The organism is Allorhizobium pseudoryzae (genome assembly GCF_011046245.1).
Lineage (GTDB): Bacteria > Pseudomonadota > Alphaproteobacteria > Rhizobiales > Rhizobiaceae > Neorhizobium > Neorhizobium pseudoryzae.
On sequence record NZ_CP049241.1, the window covers coordinates 2,230,294 to 2,250,160 of the forward strand.

The 19,867-nt window shown below is 62.5% G+C and carries 24 protein-coding genes; 13 read left to right on the forward strand and 11 right to left on the reverse strand.

Annotated features, from left to right (window positions below; all coding sequences use genetic code 11):
- Positions 1–4: 4 nt before the first annotated feature.
- The 9 genes from G6N78_RS10785 (at position 5) to G6N78_RS10825 (ending at position 5,823) form a co-directional block, all read left to right on the forward strand.
- Positions 5–1,195, forward strand: a complete 1,191-nt coding sequence (locus G6N78_RS10785) for an NAD(P)/FAD-dependent oxidoreductase (RefSeq protein ID WP_370691519.1) — start codon at positions 5–7, stop codon at positions 1,193–1,195.
- Positions 1,196–1,292: 97 nt separating this feature from the next.
- Positions 1,293–2,000: a DUF1045 domain-containing protein gene (locus tag G6N78_RS10790; protein ID WP_165218243.1), complete on the forward strand. Its 708-nt coding sequence runs from the start codon at positions 1,293–1,295 to the stop codon at positions 1,998–2,000.
- 88 nt (positions 2,001–2,088) lie between these two features.
- Positions 2,089–3,012, forward strand: a complete 924-nt coding sequence (puuE, locus tag G6N78_RS10795) for an allantoinase PuuE (protein WP_165218245.1) — start codon at positions 2,089–2,091, stop codon at positions 3,010–3,012.
- Positions 3,012–3,512 carry a 2-oxo-4-hydroxy-4-carboxy-5-ureidoimidazoline decarboxylase gene (gene uraD / locus G6N78_RS10800; RefSeq protein WP_165221626.1) on the forward strand — a complete coding sequence of 167 codons (501 nt, stop codon included), beginning with the start codon at positions 3,012–3,014 and terminating at the stop codon, positions 3,510–3,512. The genes puuE and uraD overlap by 1 nt, the downstream gene beginning before the upstream one ends.
- Positions 3,513–3,545: 33 nt before the next feature.
- Positions 3,546–3,836, forward strand: a complete 291-nt coding sequence (locus tag G6N78_RS10805) for a nucleotidyltransferase family protein (RefSeq protein ID WP_165218247.1) — start codon at positions 3,546–3,548, stop codon at positions 3,834–3,836.
- Positions 3,833–4,201: a HepT-like ribonuclease domain-containing protein gene (locus G6N78_RS10810; RefSeq protein ID WP_165218249.1), complete on the forward strand. Its 369-nt coding sequence runs from the start codon at positions 3,833–3,835 to the stop codon at positions 4,199–4,201. The genes G6N78_RS10805 and G6N78_RS10810 overlap by 4 nt, the downstream gene beginning before the upstream one ends.
- Before the next feature lie 7 nt (positions 4,202–4,208).
- On the forward strand, positions 4,209–4,715 hold the full coding sequence (locus G6N78_RS10815; protein ID WP_165218251.1) for an ureidoglycolate lyase: 507 nt from the start codon (positions 4,209–4,211) through the stop codon (positions 4,713–4,715).
- Between the two features lie 3 nt (positions 4,716–4,718).
- A complete protein-coding gene (gene uraH / locus G6N78_RS10820; protein WP_165218253.1) occupies positions 4,719–5,075 on the forward strand; it encodes a hydroxyisourate hydrolase in 357 nt (118 codons plus the stop codon).
- A 1-nt stretch (position 5,076) separates the two neighbouring features.
- A complete protein-coding gene (locus G6N78_RS10825; RefSeq protein ID WP_165218255.1) occupies positions 5,077–5,823 on the forward strand; it encodes a metallophosphoesterase family protein in 747 nt (248 codons plus the stop codon).
- 173 nt (positions 5,824–5,996) lie between these two features.
- On the opposite strand, the gene G6N78_RS10830 is transcribed toward G6N78_RS10825, so the two are convergent.
- Positions 5,997–7,142: an alpha-hydroxy acid oxidase gene (locus G6N78_RS10830; RefSeq protein WP_165218256.1), complete on the reverse strand. Its 1,146-nt coding sequence runs from the start codon at positions 7,140–7,142 to the stop codon at positions 5,997–5,999.
- A 143-nt stretch (positions 7,143–7,285) separates the two neighbouring features.
- On the opposite strand from G6N78_RS10830, the gene G6N78_RS10835 reads away from it, so the two are divergent.
- Positions 7,286–7,546, forward strand: a complete 261-nt coding sequence (locus tag G6N78_RS10835) for a type II toxin-antitoxin system Phd/YefM family antitoxin (RefSeq protein ID WP_234905780.1) — start codon at positions 7,286–7,288, stop codon at positions 7,544–7,546.
- A 48-nt stretch (positions 7,547–7,594) separates the two neighbouring features.
- On the opposite strand, the gene G6N78_RS10840 is transcribed toward G6N78_RS10835, so the two are convergent.
- The 4 genes from G6N78_RS10840 to puuD are packed head-to-tail and all read right to left on the reverse strand — an operon-like array spanning position 7,595 to position 10,908.
- On the reverse strand, positions 7,595–8,014 hold the full coding sequence (locus G6N78_RS10840) for a DUF1508 domain-containing protein (RefSeq protein WP_165218258.1): 420 nt from the start codon (positions 8,012–8,014) through the stop codon (positions 7,595–7,597).
- Positions 8,007–8,327, reverse strand: a complete 321-nt coding sequence (locus tag G6N78_RS10845; protein ID WP_165218260.1) for a type II toxin-antitoxin system HigB family toxin — start codon at positions 8,325–8,327, stop codon at positions 8,007–8,009. The genes G6N78_RS10840 and G6N78_RS10845 overlap by 8 nt, the downstream gene beginning before the upstream one ends.
- 30 nt (positions 8,328–8,357) lie before the next feature.
- The gene (gene guaD, locus G6N78_RS10850) at positions 8,358–9,665 is read right to left on the reverse strand and encodes a guanine deaminase (protein ID WP_165218262.1); all 1,308 of its coding nucleotides are present in this window, start codon (positions 9,663–9,665) and stop codon (positions 8,358–8,360) included.
- A gap of 1 nt (position 9,666) precedes the next feature.
- Entirely contained in the window at positions 9,667–10,908 is a 1,242-nt protein-coding gene (puuD, locus tag G6N78_RS10855) for a urate hydroxylase PuuD (RefSeq protein WP_165218264.1), read from the reverse strand.
- A gap of 287 nt (positions 10,909–11,195) precedes the next feature.
- Between puuD and G6N78_RS10860 the strand changes: the two genes are divergently transcribed.
- Positions 11,196–11,540 carry a hypothetical protein gene (locus tag G6N78_RS10860; RefSeq protein ID WP_165218266.1) on the forward strand — a complete coding sequence of 115 codons (345 nt, stop codon included), beginning with the start codon at positions 11,196–11,198 and terminating at the stop codon, positions 11,538–11,540.
- On the opposite strand, the gene G6N78_RS10865 is transcribed toward G6N78_RS10860, so the two are convergent.
- Positions 11,534–12,451: a LysR substrate-binding domain-containing protein gene (locus tag G6N78_RS10865; protein WP_165218268.1), complete on the reverse strand. Its 918-nt coding sequence runs from the start codon at positions 12,449–12,451 to the stop codon at positions 11,534–11,536. The genes G6N78_RS10860 and G6N78_RS10865 overlap by 7 nt on opposite strands.
- A gap of 97 nt (positions 12,452–12,548) precedes the next feature.
- Between G6N78_RS10865 and G6N78_RS10870 the strand changes: the two genes are divergently transcribed.
- Positions 12,549–12,779, forward strand: a complete 231-nt coding sequence (locus tag G6N78_RS10870; protein WP_165218270.1) for a hypothetical protein — start codon at positions 12,549–12,551, stop codon at positions 12,777–12,779.
- Positions 12,780–12,792: 13 nt separating this feature from the next.
- Here G6N78_RS10870 and G6N78_RS10875 read toward each other — a convergent pair whose 3' ends face one another.
- Entirely contained in the window at positions 12,793–13,710 is a 918-nt protein-coding gene (locus G6N78_RS10875; protein WP_165218272.1) for a LysR substrate-binding domain-containing protein, read from the reverse strand.
- Between the two features lie 100 nt (positions 13,711–13,810).
- On the opposite strand from G6N78_RS10875, the gene G6N78_RS10880 reads away from it, so the two are divergent.
- Entirely contained in the window at positions 13,811–14,059 is a 249-nt protein-coding gene (locus G6N78_RS10880) for a hypothetical protein (RefSeq protein ID WP_165218274.1), read from the forward strand.
- On the opposite strand, the gene xdhC is transcribed toward G6N78_RS10880, so the two are convergent.
- The 4 genes from xdhC to G6N78_RS10900 all read right to left on the reverse strand — a co-directional run bounded on the left by xdhC (position 14,056) and on the right by G6N78_RS10900 (position 19,789).
- The gene (gene xdhC / locus G6N78_RS10885) at positions 14,056–14,850 is read right to left on the reverse strand and encodes a xanthine dehydrogenase accessory protein XdhC (RefSeq protein ID WP_165218276.1); all 795 of its coding nucleotides are present in this window, start codon (positions 14,848–14,850) and stop codon (positions 14,056–14,058) included. The two genes, G6N78_RS10880 and xdhC, sit on opposite strands and share 4 nt — an antisense overlap.
- A 94-nt stretch (positions 14,851–14,944) precedes the next feature.
- Positions 14,945–17,281, reverse strand: coding sequence for a xanthine dehydrogenase molybdopterin binding subunit (xdhB, locus tag G6N78_RS10890; protein ID WP_165218278.1), 2,337 nt, complete (start codon positions 17,279–17,281; stop codon positions 14,945–14,947).
- Positions 17,282–17,520: 239 nt separating this feature from the next.
- A complete protein-coding gene (gene xdhA / locus G6N78_RS10895; RefSeq protein WP_165218280.1) occupies positions 17,521–18,993 on the reverse strand; it encodes a xanthine dehydrogenase small subunit in 1,473 nt (490 codons plus the stop codon).
- A 19-nt stretch (positions 18,994–19,012) separates the two neighbouring features.
- Positions 19,013–19,789, reverse strand: a complete 777-nt coding sequence (locus G6N78_RS10900; RefSeq protein WP_165218282.1) for a 3-hydroxybutyrate dehydrogenase — start codon at positions 19,787–19,789, stop codon at positions 19,013–19,015.
- Between the last annotated feature and the right edge of the window lie 78 nt (positions 19,790–19,867).

Consider the following 19,867-nt stretch of genomic DNA (forward strand, 5'->3'; position numbering starts at 1 on the left):
CTCCTTGGGGCAAGCCGATAGTCCCCCAAAGGCCTCCGGTCAATTGCAGGACCTGCCCGGCTCGATCGATCTTCTGATCATCGGCGGGGGGGTGATGGGCCTGTGGGCGGCGGTGAAGGCCGAGCGGCTGGGCATCCGGACCCTGCTTCTCGATGCGGTGCGCCCGGCCTCCGGCGCGAGCGGCGGCCTGCTCGGCGCGCTGATGGCGCATATGCCGGACCAGTGGAACGACAAAAAGCAGTTCCAGTTGGAGGCGCTGGTGGACCTCGAATCGGAGGTGGCGGCGCTGGAGGCGGAGACCGGTCTTTCCTGCGGTTATCGCCGCTCCGGACGTCTCATCCCCCTGCCGAAACCGCATCTGCGGCCGCTCGCTGAACGCCGTGCCCCGGCAGCGGACGAGAACTGGCGGATGAGAGATCGCCGCTTTTCCTGGACGGTGCGCGATACGTCGCCCGATCCGGCCTGGTTGTCTCTCGACGCCTGTGCCTTCGGCCTCGTCGAGGATACGCTTGCCGCGCGGATTTCGCCCCGCGGACTGACGGCGGCGCTGGTGGCTGCCATCGATGCGGGCCGACATGTCCGGCGGCTGGACGGGCTTGTCGTCCGCAGGCTTCTGCCGCGCGAGGCCGAGCTGGCCGATGGCCGCCGCATCGCCTTCGGCCATGCGATCGTGGCCGCCGGCACCGGCTCCTTCGAGCTTCTGGCCCAGCTTGGGGCGCCGTTGCCGCGGCCGCTCGGATCGGGCGTGAAGGGCCAGGCTGCCTTGCTGGAAGCCGAGATCGACCCTGCCCAGCCGGTGATTTTCCTGAACGGGCTTTATGTCGTGCCGCATGAGGATGGCCGGATCGCGATCGGCAGCACCAGCGAGGATCTATTCGATGATCCGCACAGCACGGACCAGCAACTGGAGGCGCTTCTTCGCCGCGCGATGACGCTTTCACCAAAACTTCAAGGTGCACGGGTGGTTGAGCGCTGGGCCGGCGTGCGCCCCAAGGCGATCGACCGGGAACCGATGCTCGGCCCGCATCCGGATGCTCCGCAAGTCCTTGCTCTGACAGGCGGTTTCAAGGTCAGCTTCGGCATTGCCCACAGGCTGGCGGATGCCGTGCTTTCGCCGCTTGGCGGTCCCGGTGCGGTCGTGCCGGACGGCTTTCATTTGTCGCATCACCTTCAGGTTGCGAAAGGCTCCGTTTGACCACGCATCCGTGTCGTCAATCTGTCACGCAAATCACCTAGATCCTCGCCCAACCCGAAGAATGGGGGCCTGGGGCAGGGCGACAGGGAGGTGACGGATGCGCTACGCCATCAATTTTACGCCGCCAGCGAGCGATCCGCTGACGATTGCCGCCTCGCAGTGGCTGGGGCGCAATGCGTTTTCCGGCGAAGCCATGGAATCGCCTGCCATCCGCGGCCTTGATCTGCACGAGATCGCCTTCAATACCGCCGTCCCGCGGCGTTACGGTTTTCACGGCACGCTGAAGCCGCCGTTTCGGCTGGCGGATGGGATCGCCGAGCCGCTGCTGCTGCGCAACCTGATGCATTTCGCCGGTCAGTACGAGCGTTTCTGCCTGCCGAGGCTGGAACTGGCACGGCTCAGCAATCGCTTTGCGCTGATGCCGAGCGAACCGAGCGAGCCGCTGCATCATCTGGCGAGCGCGGTCGTGCAGCATTTCGATGCCTTTCGCGCACCGCTTTCCGATGCGGAACTGGAGCGTGCCGACACCGGCCACCTCTCGGCCTCGCAATTCGCCAACCTGCATCGCTGGGGCCATCCGCATGTGATGGACGAATTCCGCTTCCACATGACGCTGACCGGTGCGGTGGCGCCGCAGTGGATTGACCGCTTCGAAGAGGTGCTGCGCCGGTATTTCGAGCCGCATCTCGAGCGGCCGCTGGAGGTGGCGAACCTTGCGCTGTTCGTCGAGACGGAGCCCGGAGCACCCTTCCTCGTGCATTCGCTGCATCCGCTCGGCAGCGTTGCCTCCCGCCGCATCGCCTGAACCAAGACTGTTTGCAGCGCATCATTGCGTCTCGACATCCGACGCCAGAATGCTACCGTCAGGTCACTGTTTCAGAAGGTGATTTTCGATGGTGGCAGAACCCTATCCGCGCAATCTCATTGGTTATGGCCGCAACATCCCGGACCCGAAATGGCCGGGTGGGGCGCATGTGGCCGTGCAGTTCGTCATCAATTACGAGGAAGGCGGCGAAAGCTGTATTCTCGATGGCGATCCGGCTTCGGAAAACCTGTTGTCGGAAATCGTCGGTGCTAGCCCCTGGCCGGGCCAGCGCAATCTCAACATGGAGAGCATCTACGAATACGGCTCGCGTGCCGGCTTCTGGCGCCTGCACCGGCTGTTCACGGGCTTGAACGTGCCCTGCACCGTCTATGGCGTGACGCTCGCCATGCTGCGCAATCCGGATGCGGTTGCCGCGATGAACGAGGCGGGCTGGGAAATCGCCAGCCACGGTTATCGCTGGCACGAATATAAGGATTATCCGGAAGCGCTCGAGCGCCAGCACATTCTCGATGCCGTGCGCCTGCACACGGAAGTGGCCGGCGAGCGGCCTTACGGCATGTACCAGGGCAAGCCCTCCATGAACACGCTGCGACTGGTGCAGGAAGAGGGCGGTTTCCTCTATTCCTCCGACAGTTACGCCGATGATCTGCCCTTCTGGGTCAAGGGCGTCGATGGCAAGCCCTTTCTGATCATCCCCTACACGCTGGATGCCAACGACATGCGGTTTGCGACGCCGCAGGGTTTCAACTCCGGCGACCAGTTCTATACTTACCTGAAGGACACGTTTGACGCGCTCTATCAGGAAGGCCAGGAAGGCGCGCCAAAGATGATGTCTGTCGGCCTGCACTGCCGCCTTGTCGGGCGGCCCGGCCGCATCGCCGCGCTGAAGCGCTTCATGGAATATGTGCTCGGGCACGAGAAGGTGTGGATCCCGAAACGCATCGAGATCGCCCATCACTGGCACGAGCACCACAGACCGGACAGTCTCTGATCATGAACAGAACCGAATTCGTTGACCGCTTCGGCGGTGTTTTCGAGCACTCGCCTTTCATCGCCGAGCGCGCCTATGACGATGATCTGGTGCGGGGCGACAACCTGACCGTGGACCGCGTGCATGCGGGCCTCGTTGCCGTCTTTCGTGTCGCAAGCGAGGAGGAGCGGCTCGGCGTGCTGCGCGCCCATCCGGATCTGGCCGGAAAGCTCGCCATCGCCGGCGAGTTGACGGAGGACAGCCGCAAGGAGCAGGCGGGCGCCGGGCTCGATCGGCTGAGCGCGGACGAGCACGCCCGCTTCACCGAACTCAACACTGCCTATGTGGAAAAATTCGGCTTTCCGTTCATCATTGCGGTGAAGGGCCTGACGAAGGACGACATTCTCGCGGCCTTCGAAAAGCGCATCCACAACAGCCGTGAAGACGAGTTTGCGACCGCCTGCGGGCAGGTGGAGCGGATCGCGCTTCTGCGGCTTGAAAGCCTGCTGCCGTCGGCGTGAGAATGAGGTAGGTTATGCCGACAGGAGTTCATCATGCGACCGTCTGAAGTGCTGAACGAGAATAGGCAGGCCATTCGCGCGCTCGCGGTTCGTCATCGCGTGGCCAATCCGCGTGTTTTCGGCTCCGTCGCCCGCGGTGAGGATCGCGAGGACAGCGACCTCGACATTCTCGTTGACACACTGGAGGAGACGACCCTCTTCGATCTCGGCGGTTTGCAGCATGATCTGGAAACCCTGCTGCAGCGGCGTATCGATCTCGCCACCAGCAAGGGGCTGCGACCGAAAGTCAGAGACCGCGTTCTGGCCGAGGCCGTTGCGATATGAGCCGCGATCTGGACCGTCTGCTGGATTCGATTGACCATTTGATGGAGATTTGCACCGAGACGGGCGCATTCATCGAGGGAATGACGGCGGAGGGTTTTCGTGCCGATCGCCTTCGCCAGCGTGCAGTCAGCATGGACCTTGTGATCATCGGCGAAATTGCCGCCGACATCCTGAAGCGCAACCCCGATTTTGCAGCGGACCATCCGGAGATCGGATGGACGGTACTCGTCGATCTTCGCAATCACATTCAGCGGGACCATTCGAGCGTCGATCCGGCGGCGCTATGGGCTGCGGCCATTGGTGCCGTGCCCCAACTTCTCTCCCAGTTGCGCGCTCTGCGCCACTTCAATGCCCAAGGTGAATAATCAAGACATGCCCAAGACACTTGCCATCCGCCCGCTGACGCGCGACGCCTTTCTGCCCTTCGGCCAGGTGATCGAAGCCGATCCCGCCACCATGAAACTCATCAATGGCGGCAATACCGAGCGGTTTCATGCGCTGGCGGAAGCGGAAGCAGCGGGCGAGGGCGCCCGCGTCATCCTCAACATCTTTCGCGGCAAGCCGCGCGCCTTTCCCTATGCGTTGACCATGATGGAGCGCCATCCCTTCGGCAGCCAGAGCTTTTCGCCGCTCAACGGACGACCCTATCTCGTCGTTGTATCGGAGGATAAAAATGGCCGTCCGGGTGAGCCGCAGGTGTTTCTGGCGCAGGGCGACCAGGGGGTGAACTACCGCGCCAATGTCTGGCATCATCCGCTGATGACGATCGACGCAGTTTCGGATTTTCTGGTTGTCGATCGCGACGGGCCGGGCAACAATCTGGAAGAATTCTACTTTGATGAACCCTTCATCATCACCGCACCCATTCTCAGCGAGTAGACCATGACCGGACTCACCACCCATGTTCTCGACACCGCGCTTGGCAAACCCGCCGAAGGGCTCGCGATCGATCTCTATCACCTGGAGGGTGATGCCCGTACGCTCCTGAAGACGGTGACCACCAATGCCGATGGCCGCGTTGACGGCGGGCCGATCCTGATCGGCGAGAGTTTTCGAAAGGGAACGTATGAGCTGGTCTTTCACGCCGGGGATTACCTGCGTCGCAGCGGCGCAACCCTTGCCGAACCCGCCTTCCTCGACGTCATTCCGATCCGGTTTGGTATTGCCGATGAGACCGGCCATTATCATGTGCCGCTGTTGATCTCGCCCTACGGTTATTCCACCTATCGCGGCAGCTGAGATGCGCCTGGCCGCCATCGCCGACGTTCACGGAAACTGCGCGGCGCTGGAGGCGGTTCTGGCGGATATCGCGGCGCAGGATATTACGACGGACGCGATCGTCAATCTCGGCGACTGCCTGTCGGGGCCGCTGGAAGCCGGTCGGACGGCGGATCTGCTGCTGTCACTCGATCTGGTGACGGTGCGTGGCAACCATGATCGATACCTGATCGAGCACGCCGAAAACGCCATGCACTCTTGGGAGGCGGATGCCTTCCAGCAACTGACGCCCAGACATCTCGACTGGCTGCGCAGCCTGCCGTTCTCGCGTGTGTGGCAGGACGCGGTGTTTCTCTGCCACGCGACGCCGAAGGACGATCAGACCTACTGGATGGAGGAGGTCAAGCCGGATGGTTCGGTCTGCCTGAAGCCGCTGGCCGAGATCGAGCATCTCGCCGAGGGGATTTCGCAGGCGCTTATTCTCTGCGGTCATTCGCATCTTCCGCGTGCCGTGCGCCTGTCGGACGGACGCCTGATCGTCAATCCCGGCAGCGTCGGCTGCCCGGCCTATGATGACGATACGCCCCATTATCACCGCGTCGAAGCCGGCACGCCGATGGCCTCCTATGCAATCTGCGAGCGCCACGCCGGCACCTGGTCCGTCACCTTCCGGCTGGTGCCGTACGACCACATGAGCCAGTCACGACTTGCGGCCAGGAACGGTCGCCCCGCCTGGGAGGCGGGGCTGGCGACGGGGTGGCTGGGGTAGTGCGGGCCAGAAACGCGTTGCACGACCCCTCATCCGCCCTTCGGGCACCTTCTCCCCGAGGGGAGAAGGGTGAGAGGCCGCGCCGTTCGCGGATCGCCTCTCCCTCAAGGGAGAGGGTGGCCGAGCAAAGCGGAGGCCGGGTGAGGGCGCGCTCGCCCCGAACAGCGATGGCTTCAATACGGGCAATGCGCAATCACGCTCCGGTCCACCGCCTGGATGTCCCGCTTGCCGCAGAGCGCCATGGTGATGTCCATCTCCTTGGCGATGATGGAGAGGGCCGTTTCGACGCCTTGCTTGCCCATGGCACCGAGGCCGTACAGGAAGGGGCGGCCGATATAGGTGCCCTTGGCGCCGAGCGCGACGGCTTTCAGCACGTCCTGGCCGGAGCGGATGCCGCTGTCGAGATGCACCTCGATGCGGTCGCCGACGGCGTCGATGATCTTCGGCAGCATGCTGATCGAGGAGGGGGCGCCGTCGAGCTGGCGGCCGCCATGGTTCGAGACGATGATGGCATCGGCGCCCGTATCGGCGGCGGCGCGCGCGTCTTCCTCGTCCAGGATGCCCTTGATGATCAGCTTGCCGTTCCAGCGCTCCTTGATCCAGGCGATGTCCGACCAGGAGAGGCGCGGGTCGAACTGTTCCGCCGTCCAGACGCTGAGCGAGGAAAGGTCGGAGACATTCTTCGCGTGGCCGACGATATTGCCAAACCCGTGGCGTTTGGTGCGCGCCATGTCGAGGCACCATTGCGGGCGGGTTGCCATCTGCCAGATATGTTTCGGCGTGAATTTTGGCGGCGCGGAGAGGCCGTTGCGCAGGTCCTTGTGGCGCTGGCCCAGGATCTGCAGGTCGGCGGTGACGACGAGTGCCGAGCAGCCGGCGCGCTTGGCCCGGTCGATCAGGTTCTCGATGAATTCACGGTCCTTCATCACGTAGAGCTGGAACCAGAAGGGTTTGGAGGTGACCGAAGCGACATCCTCGATTGAGCAGATGCTCATGGTCGACAGCGTGAAGGGTACACCGAAGTCTTCTGCCGCCTTGGCGGCCAGCATTTCGCCATCGGCATGCTGCATGCCGGTGAGGCCGGTTGGCGCCAGCGCCACGGGCATCGAAACCGGCTGGCCGATCATCTCGCTTTTCAGCGACCGGTTCGTCATGTCCACCAGCACGCGCTGGCGCAGCTTGATCGCCTCGAAATCGGATTCGTTCGCCCGGTAGGTGCCTTCGGTCCAGGAGCCGCTGTCGGCATAATCGAAGAACATTTTCGGCACCCGGCGGCGCGCAAGGGCTTTCAGATCGGCAATCGTCAGTGGCTTGGACATGGGGTGGGCTTTCCTCCGAAACACGTCCGAGACAACTAGCATATGGAGAGCGGGAGGAAAGCGCTTTTCACCCTGATTCCGTCTCCTGTGGGGCTCTGTCACAGGATGAAATAGCATGATATAAAGTCCTAAATTCAGCGCCGATGAAAGACCTGACAATGCAGCGTGTCGAGGCAGAAATCGCCGTTAGCGTCTCCGATCTGAAAAAGAACCCCACCGCCATTGTTGAAGGCGCCAATGGCCAGGCCGTCGCCGTGCTCAACCATAACCGTGTGATGGCTTACATGGTGCCCGCCAGCACCTATGAAGCCATAATAGACGCGCTGGACGAGCAAGCGCTTGTCGATCTGGTGCAGAAGCGGGCAGGAGAACGCGGAATCCCGGTTTCACTGAATAACCTGTAGGGCACTCCGAAATTTATAAGACAAGCCGGAAGCGGTCGTGACTGTAAATCAGGCAGCTTCATCAATGGTGGTCTGGTAATCCTGCAGGCTTTGAAGAGTTCGGATCGTTTCCATGGCTTTCTCCCGGGAGGTGAACGACGAAGAATAAAACATAATTTCACCACTCGGGGCGATCAGCCGAAACATGTACTGCCCGTTCCTGTCTTTTAAGAGTACAAACCGATAACTGTCATTGGCGGTCTGCGCGCTCACCTGACTGCCGTTCTGGTCCGCCAGAAATTGCCGGATGCTCTCTTCATCGGGCGTTCCCATCGGGAAATGCTTGTCCTCATAGGCAACAATGCGATCGACGAGGCTGTCCAATCGTTCTCCGTCCGGCGTGCCGGGCGCTGCGCCCCAGAGTATTTTCAGGTCGCGCAGCGCCTTCTCGTAGTCTTGCTCGGACTGAATTGTCTGGAGTTCATCCATGCTGCACCTTCGTCACATCAATCCGATCATAGTCCCTGTGTGACCCAATCCACTTTATCCAAACGAGGCCGTTCTCATAGTCAATGGCAGCCACGAGTCGGTAGTGGTTGCCCTTGATGTTGAACACCACGCGCTCGGCGTTCACGATACTTGCCGCCGCGAACGTCTTCTTTACCTCTGCAGATGTCTGCCATTCGGCCTTAAGCGTCAGATGATACCAGACATCCAACGCTTCAGCCACGCTATCCTGTTCCTTGCGGCTCGCAAGGTTTTCGACGAAATGGCGAAGCGTTGAGCGCGCTATGATCCTCATGTCGCGATCGTAACAGTGCGCAGGGAAAACTCAACCCAGGGCTGATTTAACCGCCACGCCCGCCACATAGGTCTCCACCACGCTGCGGTCGTCGCCCAGCGTCTGCAGCAGGAAGAGTTCCTCGGCAAGCGTGCTCACCGTTTCCATGCGCAGCCGCATCGCCGGTGTCGCGCTCGCGTTCAGCAACACCAGATCCGCATCGGTACCTTCCTCCAGCGTGCCGATGCGATCGACCAGCGACAGCGCCTCGGCATTGCCGCGGGTCATGCGGTAAAAACTGTCGAGCGGGTTGAGGCGCTCGCCGAGCAGCTGCTGGATCTTGTAGGCCTCGTCCAGCGTCTTCAGCATGGAATAGCTGGATCCGCCGCCGATATCGGTGGCGACGCCGATGCGCACCGGCTTCTCGCGACGCGCCAGCGCCTTCAGCGGGAAGAGGCCCGAGCCGAGGAAGAGGTTGGAGGTCGGGCAATGCACCGCGATAGAGCCCGTCTCCGACAGCACGTCCGCCTCGCGTTCGGAGAGATGGATCGCGTGACCGAGCAGCGTCTTTTTGCCCAGCAGACCGTAGCGGGCATAGATATCGGTGTAATCGGCGGCCTCGGGATAAAGCTCGCAGGTGTAGCGGATTTCCTCGTGGTTTTCCGACAGATGCGTCTGGATGTGCAGGTCGGGATATTCCTGCGCCAAGGCCTGCGCGGCACGCATCTGTTCAGGTGTCGAGGTAATCGCGAAGCGCGGCGTGATGGCGACGTGGTTACGCCCCTTGCCGTGCCATTGTTCGATGACGGCGCGGGTTTCGTCATAGCCCAGCTGCGGCGTGTCGAGCAGGCCCTGCGGCGCGTTGCGGTCCATCATCACCTTGCCGCCGACCATCAGCATGTTGCGGCGCATGGCCTCTGCAAAGAAGGCATCGGCGGAGGCCTTGTGGACGGAGCAATAGGCGACGGCCGTCGTCGTGCCCTGGCGCAGGAACTCGTCGTAGAAATGCGTGGCGATGCGCGTTGCATGCCCGCTTTCGACAAAGCGGCATTCCTCCGGGAATGTGTAGGTGTTCAGCCATTCCAGCAGGTTGGCAGCATAGGAGGCGATCACCTGCATCTGCGGGAAATGTACATGCGTATCGATGAAACCCGGCAGGATGAGATGCGGGCGGTGGTCGATTTCCTGCACATCCGCCGGAGCGGCGGCCTTCACCGCGGCATAGGCGCCGGCTTTCAGGATGCGGCCCTCCGCAATCAGAAGCCCGCCATCTTCCTCGTAGGAATAGCTTGCGGTGTCGGCGAGGCTTTCCGGCGCGCGGTGAAAGGAAAGAAGGCGGCCGCGAAGAAGTGTGGTCATGTTATCGTGTTGCTCCGGCGCTGTTGGTCGCGCTTTCGTACCAGGCCGTCAGAAGCTTGCGCTCCTCCGGCGTGATGGCGGTGATGTTGCCGGGCGGCATGGCATGGCTGCGCCCGGCCTGGATATAGATCTCATGGGCGTGTTTGGCGATCTCCGCATCCGTTTCCAGCTTCACGCTCTTTGGCGGAAAGGTGATGCCTTCCCACACGGGTTCTTTCGCATGGCACATGGAACAGCGCCCCTGCACCACGTCGCGGGCGTCGGCGAAATGCACGTCTGCGGCAAATTTCTGCTGCACGGGGGAGAGCGCGGTGTCCGTCTCGCCGGTCAGCACCTTCGGAACGGTGGATAGCCACATGATGAGGATGAACAGGATCGCCGTCACCAGCCAGGTCCAGGTGGGCTGTCCCTTGCGGGCATGCGTGGTGTTGAACCAGTGGCGGATGGTGACGCCCATCAGGAAGACCAGCGCCGCAATCACCCAGTTGAACTGAGTGCCGAAGGCCAGCGGATAATGGTTCGACAGCATGAAGAAGATGACCGGCAGCGTCAGATAATTGTTGTGCAGAGAGCGCTGCTTGGCGATGCGACCGTATTTCGGGTCCGGCGTACGCCCGGCGATCAGATCGGCCACGACGATCTTCTGGTTCGGGATGATGATGAAGAAGACGTTGGCCGACATGATGGTGGCGGTGAAGGCGCCAAGATGCAGGAAGGCGGCGCGGCCGGTGAAGACCTGCGTGTAGCCCCAGGCCATGGCGACCAGCACGACATAGAGCAGCGCCATCAGCCCCCAGGTGTTTTCGCCGATCGGTGACTTGCAGAGCTGGTCGTAGAGGATCCAGCCGACCGCCAGCGAGGCGAGCGACAGACAGATGGCCTGCCAGGGCTGAAGTGGCAGCACGGAGTGATCGATCAAAAAGAGATCGGCGCCGCCATAATAGACGATGGCGAGCATCAGGAAGCCGGACATCCAGGTGGCATAGCTTTCCCACTTGAACCAGGTCAGGTGCTCCGGCATCTGGGCGGGCGCCACGAGATATTTCTGGATGTGGTAGAAGCCGCCGCCGTGGACCTGCCATTCCTCGCCGTAAGCGCCGGGCGGCAGATGCGGCCGTTTGACCAGTCCCAGATCCAGCGCGATGAAATAGAAGGACGAGCCGATCCAGGCGATCGCGGTGATCACGTGCAGCCAGCGCACGGCAAAGTTCAGCCATTCCCAGGCTATGGCATATTCATACATGCGGCAGATCCCTTCGCATTCCCCGACTGCGCACATTGCGAGAAAATTCGAACCTTGCATAGGCGGAAAGCATGCACCGCAACATGCCAATCGATGCCATTTTGGCAGCGCAGACCGAGTGTGAAGCTGGCTCCAGGCTGTGCCGGGCTATCAATTGTGCATCGCAAAATCTTGTGGATTCGCCGACTCATCACTCTGCGCTAATATGACATTTGCAAGACAGCCGGTGAAAGGCGGGTATTGCGGGTTCACCGGTGGTGATGCACTCATCAACGGAGAATAAGCTCATGCGAAGCATTCTGGCGCTTGTGATGATTGCGTATGCGTCTGCGTCCCCGTCCAGCCTCAGCGCACACGAGGCCCATTCCGGTTGGAAATACGAAGCTTACTGCTGTAACGGCAACGAGCATACCGGCGACTGTCAGATGATCTCGACGAAGAATGTCCGGATCACTCCGAATGGCTACGAGATTTCGCTCAGAGCCGGAGAACATCGGCTGGTGACGAAAAGCCATGCCTTCCGCGTGCCGCAAAGCGAAGCGCGGCGTAGCCAGGACGAGGAATATCACCTCTGCCTCTATCCGAACGAGGATACGTTGCGCTGCTTTTATGCGCCCGACATGAGCTACTGAGCGGCACCAGACGGTGTGAGGATCTGGGGCGGAAGGGTCTCCAGCAGCCACTGGCGGAAGGTCTGCACCTTCGCCGACTTGCGACGGCTTTTCGGAGAGATCAGCCAATAGCTCAGGTCGTCCTTCTTGAAGACATCGAAAGGCATGATCAGGCGGCCGGCCTCCAGTTCCTCGCGGTGAAGAAACGGGCTCAGCAGAGCCACACCGTGACCGGCAATGGCGGCGCTGCCTTCGAGATCCAGTGCACCGTCGGCGTCGATCGTGATCGTGCCAGGCAGCGGAGAAACGAGGCCGTTCGACTGAAACCAGGTTCCCCACCACTTGCTGCTGGCACCGATCAGCGGCAGTTTCAGAAGATCCGCCGGCATCGTCACGCCGCCGATTGTCTTCGCCAAGGCCGGGCTCAGCATCGGTGCGTATTTGAGGCGGAACAGTTCGTGCGCCTCCACATCCGCCGACGGTTGGTCACCGCGCCAGATGGCGATGTCGGCATTGTCGCTGCGGAAATCCACCGGCTTCTCGATGCGCAGGATGCGGACCGCCAGACCCGGATGCTGCAGTTGAAAGGCGCCGATATGGCGGGCCAGCCAATGGCTGGCAAAGGTCGGCGTCGAGCGGATTTCCAGAATGTCGCCCGCCTGCTGCCTGGCATCCGCCACCGCGTCCGCCATCAGGCCAAGCGCTTCCGCAACCTTCGGCAGCATGCGCTCGCCGGTCTGGCTCAGCACCGCGCGCCGTGCCTGGCGCAGGAACAGCAGTTCACCCACATGCTCCTCCAGCAGCTTGACCTGATAGCTGACGGCCGTCTGGGTCATGCCCAGGTCCTCGCCGGCCTTGGTAAAACTCCCGAGCCTGGCAACCGCCTCGAAGACGCGCAGCGCATTCAGCGGCAGTTGGCGGGACAGCTTCATCGATAAGCTCTCTTTCTGGATGGCTCGGCGGATTGAATTGGTATCTCGCCGGAAACAGGCGCATTTGTCGATCCGGAAGCGATAAAAAAATCAAGAGATGACGGAGGCCATCATGGCGGTCTGGACCACTGGTTCTGCCCGGAGCAAAGGCGCGTTCTGGAGCTGGCTGAAGCGGCGACTGCCGTTCGGCAGCCGATCAGAGGCTATGCCACTCGACGAAATCCCGAATGCGCTGTGCCGGGACGTGGCGGCGCCGGAGGTTTTCTCGGTGACGCCGCGGGAGGAGGTGTGGGCGCGCATTGCCGCTGGAAAACTGCCGCGGCTGTGATGCGCGTGCCCGTCTATACACTGCCGCCGTCCGGGCCCTTGTCGAAGCTTGGCAGGGTCTTTTGCAGAAAGGCCCGGAAGGCGCGCACCTTTGCGGTCTGCCGGCGGGCTTCCGGATAGACCAGCCAGTAATGCGAACCGTCCTCGCAGGTGAGGTCGAAAGGCTGGATCAGGCGGCCCATCGCCACGTCGTCCTGGTAGAAATCGGGCCTCAGGATGGCGACCCCATGGCCGGCGATTGCGGTTGCCGCCTCCACCGCCTGCGAGCCGAGCCGGCTTCTCGAGGCGCTTTCCAGGACGACGTCCGGGTAACCCGCCGCGATGAACCAGAGGCGCCACCAGGGATCGCTGGGATCGATGATCTTCAGCCGCAGCAGGTCACGCGGCGTCTGGACGCCACCGATGCTGTCGGCCAGCTTCGGGCTCAGCATCGGCGTGAAGTGGTTGCGCATGAGAAAGTGGGCGCGCAGGCCCGGCCATTGCCCCCTGCCGACACGAATCGCAAGGTCGGCTTCCGTCTTGCTGAAGTCGATCACCTCCTGCGAGGTTTCGAGCCGAACGGCAATCGTTGGGTTGTCGAGCTGGAAGATGCCCAGATGCCGGGCCAGCCAGTGGCTGGCGAAGGTGTGCGTGGCATGGATGGTGAGCGTGCCCTCCGCGGTGCCCTGCATCTCGTTCACCGCCTCTTCCAGCATGTCAAACCCCTGCGTGACCTTCGGTGCCAGGCGCGCGCCGGCTTCCGTCAGCAGAATTTTGCGCGGCTGGCGCAGGAACAGCGTTTCCTTCAGCGTCTCCTCCAGCAGCTTGACCTGATAGCTGACGGCAGTCTGCGTCAGGCCCAGTTCCTCGCCAGCCTTGGTGAAACTCAGATGCCGCGCCACGGCTTCAAAGACGCGAAGCGCATTCAGGGGAAATTGCCTCGACAGTTTCATGCATCAGTCCTCTTGATCCATGCAGACGAAGCTTCGATTGGATTGGCGCGCCCGCATTCGGCATCCTGTCACTAGATACCAGCTCAGACGGTGATGCAAGATGCAACGAATACAGGTAATTATCCCCATCAGACTGTTCCGCGACCTGTTCGTCACGCTGCTCAGGCAGCGTCAGCCGTCCGGCAATCCCCAGACGGGACGGACCAACAGGCTTCATGCCGAAGAGATGTCCAACTCTCTGCGGCAGGATCTCGGTCTGACCGATCTCCACCCGAAGCGCGGTCGCTTCGTGAGCCAGCCGACGGCCTTCGATGCCGCCCGTGACGCGTTCCTGCGGCGACCGCTCTAAGGACGGCCTGCCAGGGCGGTGAGGAGTTCGGCGGTCACCAGGGCTGCGATCACCGCCGGGCGTTTGTCGCGCACCTCGGTACCACCGATCGGCAGCACGAGACGGTCTGCGGTGACCGTGCCGCCGGCTTCCCGGTCCAGCCAGTGCTTGAAGGTCGCGCGTTTGGTGGCCGACCCGATCAGGCCGACATAGGCGAGATCGCCGCGTGCCAGCGCTTGCCTGGCGATCAGGAAATCCAGCGCGTGATCATGGGTGAGGATCACGACGGCGCTGCCTCCGGGCAAATCCGGGATGAGGGCTTCCGGCATCGCCGCCAGACGTCTCTCCACCGTATCGGGCAGGCCGTCGAGCGCCTCGGCCCTGGTTTCCACCACCGTGACCCGCAAGGGAAGGGGCGCCAGCGCCGTTGCCAGCGCTTGTCCCACATGCCCGGCGCCAAACAGCATGACTCGCGGATAGGCGTCTTCCTCGGCGGCAAGGCGTGACTCAAGGTCGGCGATCAGACGTGGGGTGAGCCTCTCGAAGGCGAGTTGCGTGCGCCCGCCGCAGCACTGGCCGATCTCCGGACCCAGCGGAATGTCCATCCGAGAGACGCCCTTGCCGGAAAGCAGGGCCCGGGCATTGTCGATCCCCATGAATTCCAGCTGCCCGCCACCGATGGTGCCGAAGATCTCCGTGGCGGACACCAGCATGAGCGCCCCCTTTTCCCGCGGCGTCGAACCTTTGGCCTGCGCGACAGTGACGAGGACGGCGTCGGGATTTCGGGTGAGGAAGGCGGCGAGGGCGGTCATGATGGCCGACCTCTATTTTGGGGTGCGCTTTCACGCGTTTCGCAAGCGTTGGGCGGGTGTGCCCAACTGCCAGACGGAATTGAAAAAATTCTCATCACAGGGCCTTCAGCCGCTCCACCGCCATCAGCACGCGCTCGGGCGTTGCAGGCGCATCGAGCCTCGGGCAGACGGTGTAGTCGGCAATCGAGGCGACCGCCATCGAGAGCGCTTCGAGCACCGAAATGCCCAGCATGAAGGGCGGTTCGCCGACGGCCTTGGAGCGGCCGATCGTCTGTTCGCGGTTTTCCGACCAATCCGCCAGCTTGACGTTGAAGATCTTGGGCCGGTCGGAGGCGAGCGGGATCTTGTAGGTGGAGGGGGCATGCGTGCGAAGCCGCCCCTTGGCATCCCACCACAGCTCCTCGGTCGTCAGCCAGCCCATGCCCTGCACGAAGGCGCCTTCCACCTGGCCGATGTCGATCACCGGGTTCAGCGACTTGCCCACATCGTGGAGGATATCGGTGCGGTCCACCAGATATTCGCCCGTCAGCGTGTCGATCGAGACTTCCGAGCAGGCGGCGCCATAGGCGAAGTAGAAGAAGGGGCGGCCCTTGCCGGCAGCGCGGTCCCAATGGATTTTTGGCGTCTTGTAGAAGCCGGCGGCGGAGAGCTGCACGCGGTCGAAATAGGCGGCCTTCACCAGCGCGTCGAAGCTCACCGTCTCGGTGCCGATGCGCACGCGGTTTGGCAGGAATTCGACATCCTCGGCTTTCGCCTGCCATTTGCGGCAGGCAAAATCGATCAGCCGATCCTTGATCTGGCGCGCCGCATCATAGGCTGCCATGCCGTTCAAATCCGAACCGGAGGAGGCCGCGGTGGCGGATGTGTTCGGCACCTTGCCGGTGGTGGTGGCGGTGATCTTCACCCGCTCGATATCGACGTTGAAGGTATCGGCCACCACCTGCGCCACTTTCGTGTAAAGGCCCTGGCCCATTTCGGTGCCGCCATGGTTCAGGTGGATCGACCCGTCCGAATAGACATGCACCAGCGCACCGGCCTGGTTGAAGGCGGTCATGGTGAAGGAAATGCCGAATTTTACCGGCGTCAAAGCGATGCCCTTGCGGATGACCGGGCTGTTCTCGTTGAACTCGATGATGGCCTGGCGGCGCGCCCGGTAGTCGCTGGAGGTCTCCAGCTCTTCCACCAGCCGCAGCAGAATATTGTCTTCCACCTCCTGGTGGTAGGGCGTCAGTGTCCGCCCGGAGCCGGGCTCGCCATAGAAATTCAGCTTACGCACATCGAGCGGATCCTTGCCGACCGCATAGGCGATTTCCTCGATGAAACGCTCACCGCCCACCATGCCCTGCGGGCCGCCGAAACCGCGAAAGGCGGTGTTGGAGCAGGTATGGGTTTTCAGCGGCTTCGAGGTAAGGTGCACATGCGGATAGAAATAGCTGGAATCCGCATGGAAGAGCGCACGGTCGGTCACGGGGCCGGAGAGGTCTGAGGAGAAACCGCAGCGCGCCGCAAAAGTGGCGTCCACCGCGTGGATGCGGCCCTCGTCGTCAAAACCCAGTTCGTAATCGACGCGGAAATCGTGCCGCTTGCCGGTCACCATCATGTCTTCGTCGCGGTCCGGGCGGAATTTGACGGCGCGGTTGAGCTTCTTGGCGGCGACGGCCGCGAGGCAGGCAAAATGCGCGCCTTGCGTTTCCTTGCCGCCGAAACCGCCGCCCATGCGGCGTGTGTTGACGGTTACCGCGTGGCTCGCGCAATTCAGAACATGCGCCACCATGTGCTGCACCTCCGTCGGGTGCTGCGTGGAGGACCAGACGGTCACGTCCTCGTCCTCGCCCGGAATGGCGAAGGCGATCTGGCTTTCCAGATAGAAATGCTCCTGGCCGCCGATGTAAAAGCGGCCGTTCAGGCGGCGCGGCGCCTTGGCCATCTCGGTGTCCGGTTCGCCGCGCTTCAGCGTCATCGGGGTGATGACCAGCGGCGCGTTGTTCTCCAGCGCGGCGTCGATATCCGTCCAGTGCGGCAGGTCGCGATACTCGATCTTCGCCAGACGCGCGGCCCGGCGCGCCTGGTCGCGGGTCTCGCCGATGACCACGAAGATCGGCTGGCCGTGGAACTCGACCTTGCTGGTGGCGAGCAGCGGCTCGTCATGGCTGCCATTGGAGGAGACGTCGTTGACGCCCGGAATATCGTCCGCCGTCAGCACCATGACGACGCCGGGGGCAGACTTCACTGCCGAGAGGTCGATCGACAGGATGTCTGCATGGGCGCGGTCCGCCATGCCGAGCGCGGCATGCAGCGTGCCTGCGGGTTCGGGAATGTCGTCGATATATTCGGCGCTTCCGGTGACATGCTTGTGGGCGGAATCATGCCGCAGCGAGGCGTGCATCGGGCCGTTGATGGTGTCCTTGGTGTCGAAGGTGGTGGTATCCATCAGCGGGCTCCTTCGATGACGATGCGTTTAGCAATTGGCTGGTGGCGATGACTCCGTCCGGCCCGAAAAAGACCCCCTCTGGCTGCCGCCATCTCCCCCACAAGGGGGGAGAGGACTCGCGGCAATGCTGTCGCCCAATGTGAATGCTGAGGGTGCGGCGGATTAAGCCCCTCCCCCTTGTGGGGAGGGGTTGGGGAGGGGTCTTTTCTCTTCAGACTTTTAGTGCGGCTTGCCATCCCTCACGCCTCCTCGGGCTCGAACCGCGCCAGTTCCTGTGGCTGGCCGGCAGTTTCCAGGAAGAAGCGGGTGAGCAGGTTCTTGGCAGTCAGCGCGCGGTATTCGGCGGTCGCGCGCCAATCGGAGAGCGGCTGGTAATCCTCGTCGAAGGCGTCGCGGACGGAGGCAACCGTGTTCCAGCTCCAGGGACGGCCGGTGAGGGCTGCCTCCACGGCCTTGGCCCGCTTCGGGGTGGCTGCCATGCCGCCAAACGCGATGCGACAGGTTTCGACGCAGCCTTCCGCATCGAGCGCCAGATAAAAGGCGCCGAGAAGGGCGGAAATATCCTCGTCGCGGCGTTTGGAAATCTTGTAGACGGCGAAATAGGCATCCTCCGGCGCATCCGGCACCGTGAGCTTCTCGACGAATTCGCCCGGATTGCGGTCCTGCTTGCCGTAGGCGATGAAATAATCTTCGAGCGCCATGGTCCGGCTTCCCGCGGCGGAGCGCAGGGTCAGTTCCGCGCCAAGCGCGATCAGCGCCGGCGGCGTGTCGCCGATCGGCGAGCCATTGGCGATGTTGCCGCCGATCGTGCCCATGTTGCGCACCTGCTGGCCGCCGATGCGGTCGATCAGGCGGCCGAGCGCCGGGTGGCGGCCTTCGAGAACACTAAGCGCCTGCGCATAGGTGACGCCGGCGCCGATCACGATCCCCGTCTCGTCTTCCGTGATCGTCTGCAGATCGGTCAGGTGATTGATGAAGACGACCGGGTTCAGCGGCCGCATCTGTTTCGTCACCCAGAGCCCGACATCGGTTGCGCCCGCGACGATGGTGGCGGAAGGCTCTGCGGCGAGCACTTCGGCCAGCGCATCGAGGGTGCCTGGAATGATCGCCCGGTCATTGCTCTTGGTCACGGTGATGGTGTCGGAGGCGGCGCGGATGGTCCAGAGCTTGGCCATGATCTCGGCGCGGTCGCGTTCGATCGGGTCGAAGAGGGCGCTCGGGCGCTCGGTTGCCACCTGTTCCGCCGACTTGATGATCGGCTCATACCCGGTGCAGCGACAGAGATTGCCCTGCAGCGCGATCTCGATTTCCGCGCGGCTCGGATTGTCGTTCGCCATCCACAATCCGTAGAGCGACATGACGAAACCCGGCGTGCAGAAGCCGCATTGCGAGCCGTGACAATCGACCATCGCCTGCTGCACCGGATGCAATTTGCTGTCTTTGGCCGCCAGGTGTTCCACCGTCACCACATGGGTGCCGTGCAACGAGCCGACGAAGCGGATGCAGGCATTGACCGCCTCATAACGCAAGGCGCCACCGATCAGTCGGCCGACAAGCACCGTGCAGGCGCCGCAATCCCCTTCGGCGCAGCCTTCCTTGCTGCCGGTCAGCCGCCGCCTCAGCCTCAGATAATCCAGGAGCGTTTCCGTGGGCGCAAAGTCGCCGAGAGAAACCTCTTCGCCATTGAGGATAAAGCGGATGGCTGACGTCATGCGTGTTCCCTTGCCAAGGTTATTGAGCGGTCCAGCCGCCGTCGATGGAGATGTGTGTGCCGGTGATCTGTCGTGCTGCGTCGCTGGCGAGGAAAAGTGCCGTTGAAGCCACTTCCTCGATGGAGACGAATTCCTTCGTCGCCTGCAGGCGGAGCATGACGTCCGTCTTGACCGCCTCTTCCGAGATACCACGTTCGCGCGCCGTGTCGGGGATCTGTTTCTCCACGAGGGGCGTCAGCACGTAGCCGGGGCAGATGGCGTTCACTGTAATGCCGAATTCGGCCAATTCCAGTGCGGCGGTTTTGGTCAATCCCAAAACGCCGTGCTTAGCAGCGACATAAGCCGATTTGAACGGCGATGCAACCAGTCCATGCGCGGAGGCAACATTGATGATGCGGCCTTTGCCGGCCTTCTTCATCAGCGGAATGGTGTTGCGCATGGTGTGGAAGGCAGACGAGAGCAGGATCGCGATCAGCTGATCCCACTTCTCGATCGGGAAATCCTCGATCTTCGCCACATGCTGGATGCCGGCATTGTTGACCAGCACGTCGATGGTGCCGAAGCTTTTTTCCGCAAGGCCGATCAGGTCGGCAATCTCGTCGGGCTTCGTCATGTCGGCGCCGTGATAGAGCACCGTGCCTTCGCCCAGCCGGTCAAGCTCGGCACGGGCCGCCTCGATCTCGTCGGCCTTGCCGAAGCCGTTGATCACCACATTGGCGCCATCGGCGGCAAAGGCCCGGGCAATGCCGAGCCCGATGCCGCTGGTGGAGCCGGTGACGACGACGGTTCTTGCCATGTTTTTCCTCCCCTTCGTGTGGCTGCATGCTGCAGCGCTTCAGGGAGGTTATGCGCAAATGGGCAGGGCTGGCAATCG

Excerpts from the sequence above, each read along its gene's own strand:
- G6N78_RS10860 (WP_165218266.1), top strand. The coding sequence starts at position 11,196 with ATGCGAAGCATTCTGGCGCTTGTGATGATTGCGTATGCGTCTGCGTCC.
- puuE (WP_165218245.1), top strand. The coding sequence starts at position 2,089 with ATGGTGGCAGAACCCTATCCGCGCAATCTCATTGGTTATGGCCGCAAC.
- puuD (WP_165218264.1), bottom strand. The coding sequence starts at position 10,908 with ATGTATGAATATGCCATAGCCTGGGAATGGCTGAACTTTGCCGTGCGC.
- G6N78_RS10900 (WP_165218282.1), bottom strand. The coding sequence starts at position 19,789 with ATGGCAAGAACCGTCGTCGTCACCGGCTCCACCAGCGGCATCGGGCTC.
- xdhA (WP_165218280.1), bottom strand. The coding sequence starts at position 18,993 with ATGACGTCAGCCATCCGCTTTATCCTCAATGGCGAAGAGGTTTCTCTC.
- G6N78_RS10845 (WP_165218260.1), bottom strand. The coding sequence starts at position 8,327 with ATGAGGATCATAGCGCGCTCAACGCTTCGCCATTTCGTCGAAAACCTT.
- G6N78_RS10875 (WP_165218272.1), bottom strand. The coding sequence starts at position 13,710 with ATGAAACTGTCGAGGCAATTTCCCCTGAATGCGCTTCGCGTCTTTGAA.
- G6N78_RS10825 (WP_165218255.1), top strand. The coding sequence starts at position 5,077 with ATGCGCCTGGCCGCCATCGCCGACGTTCACGGAAACTGCGCGGCGCTG.
- xdhC (WP_165218276.1), bottom strand. The coding sequence starts at position 14,850 with ATGACCGCCCTCGCCGCCTTCCTCACCCGAAATCCCGACGCCGTCCTC.
- G6N78_RS10840 (WP_165218258.1), bottom strand. The coding sequence starts at position 8,014 with ATGGATGAACTCCAGACAATTCAGTCCGAGCAAGACTACGAGAAGGCG.
- G6N78_RS10815 (WP_165218251.1), top strand. The coding sequence starts at position 4,209 with ATGCCCAAGACACTTGCCATCCGCCCGCTGACGCGCGACGCCTTTCTG.
- G6N78_RS10880 (WP_165218274.1), top strand. The coding sequence starts at position 13,811 with ATGCAACGAATACAGGTAATTATCCCCATCAGACTGTTCCGCGACCTG.
- uraH (WP_165218253.1), top strand. The coding sequence starts at position 4,719 with ATGACCGGACTCACCACCCATGTTCTCGACACCGCGCTTGGCAAACCC.
- G6N78_RS10835 (WP_234905780.1), top strand. The coding sequence starts at position 7,286 with ATGAAAGACCTGACAATGCAGCGTGTCGAGGCAGAAATCGCCGTTAGC.
- G6N78_RS10810 (WP_165218249.1), top strand. The coding sequence starts at position 3,833 with ATGAGCCGCGATCTGGACCGTCTGCTGGATTCGATTGACCATTTGATG.
- G6N78_RS10865 (WP_165218268.1), bottom strand. The coding sequence starts at position 12,451 with ATGAAGCTGTCCCGCCAACTGCCGCTGAATGCGCTGCGCGTCTTCGAG.
- guaD (WP_165218262.1), bottom strand. The coding sequence starts at position 9,665 with ATGACCACACTTCTTCGCGGCCGCCTTCTTTCCTTTCACCGCGCGCCG.
- G6N78_RS10790 (WP_165218243.1), top strand. The coding sequence starts at position 1,293 with ATGCGCTACGCCATCAATTTTACGCCGCCAGCGAGCGATCCGCTGACG.
- G6N78_RS10870 (WP_165218270.1), top strand. The coding sequence starts at position 12,549 with ATGACGGAGGCCATCATGGCGGTCTGGACCACTGGTTCTGCCCGGAGC.
- G6N78_RS10830 (WP_165218256.1), bottom strand. The coding sequence starts at position 7,142 with ATGTCCAAGCCACTGACGATTGCCGATCTGAAAGCCCTTGCGCGCCGC.
- G6N78_RS10805 (WP_165218247.1), top strand. The coding sequence starts at position 3,546 with ATGCGACCGTCTGAAGTGCTGAACGAGAATAGGCAGGCCATTCGCGCG.
- xdhB (WP_165218278.1), bottom strand. The coding sequence starts at position 17,281 with ATGGATACCACCACCTTCGACACCAAGGACACCATCAACGGCCCGATG.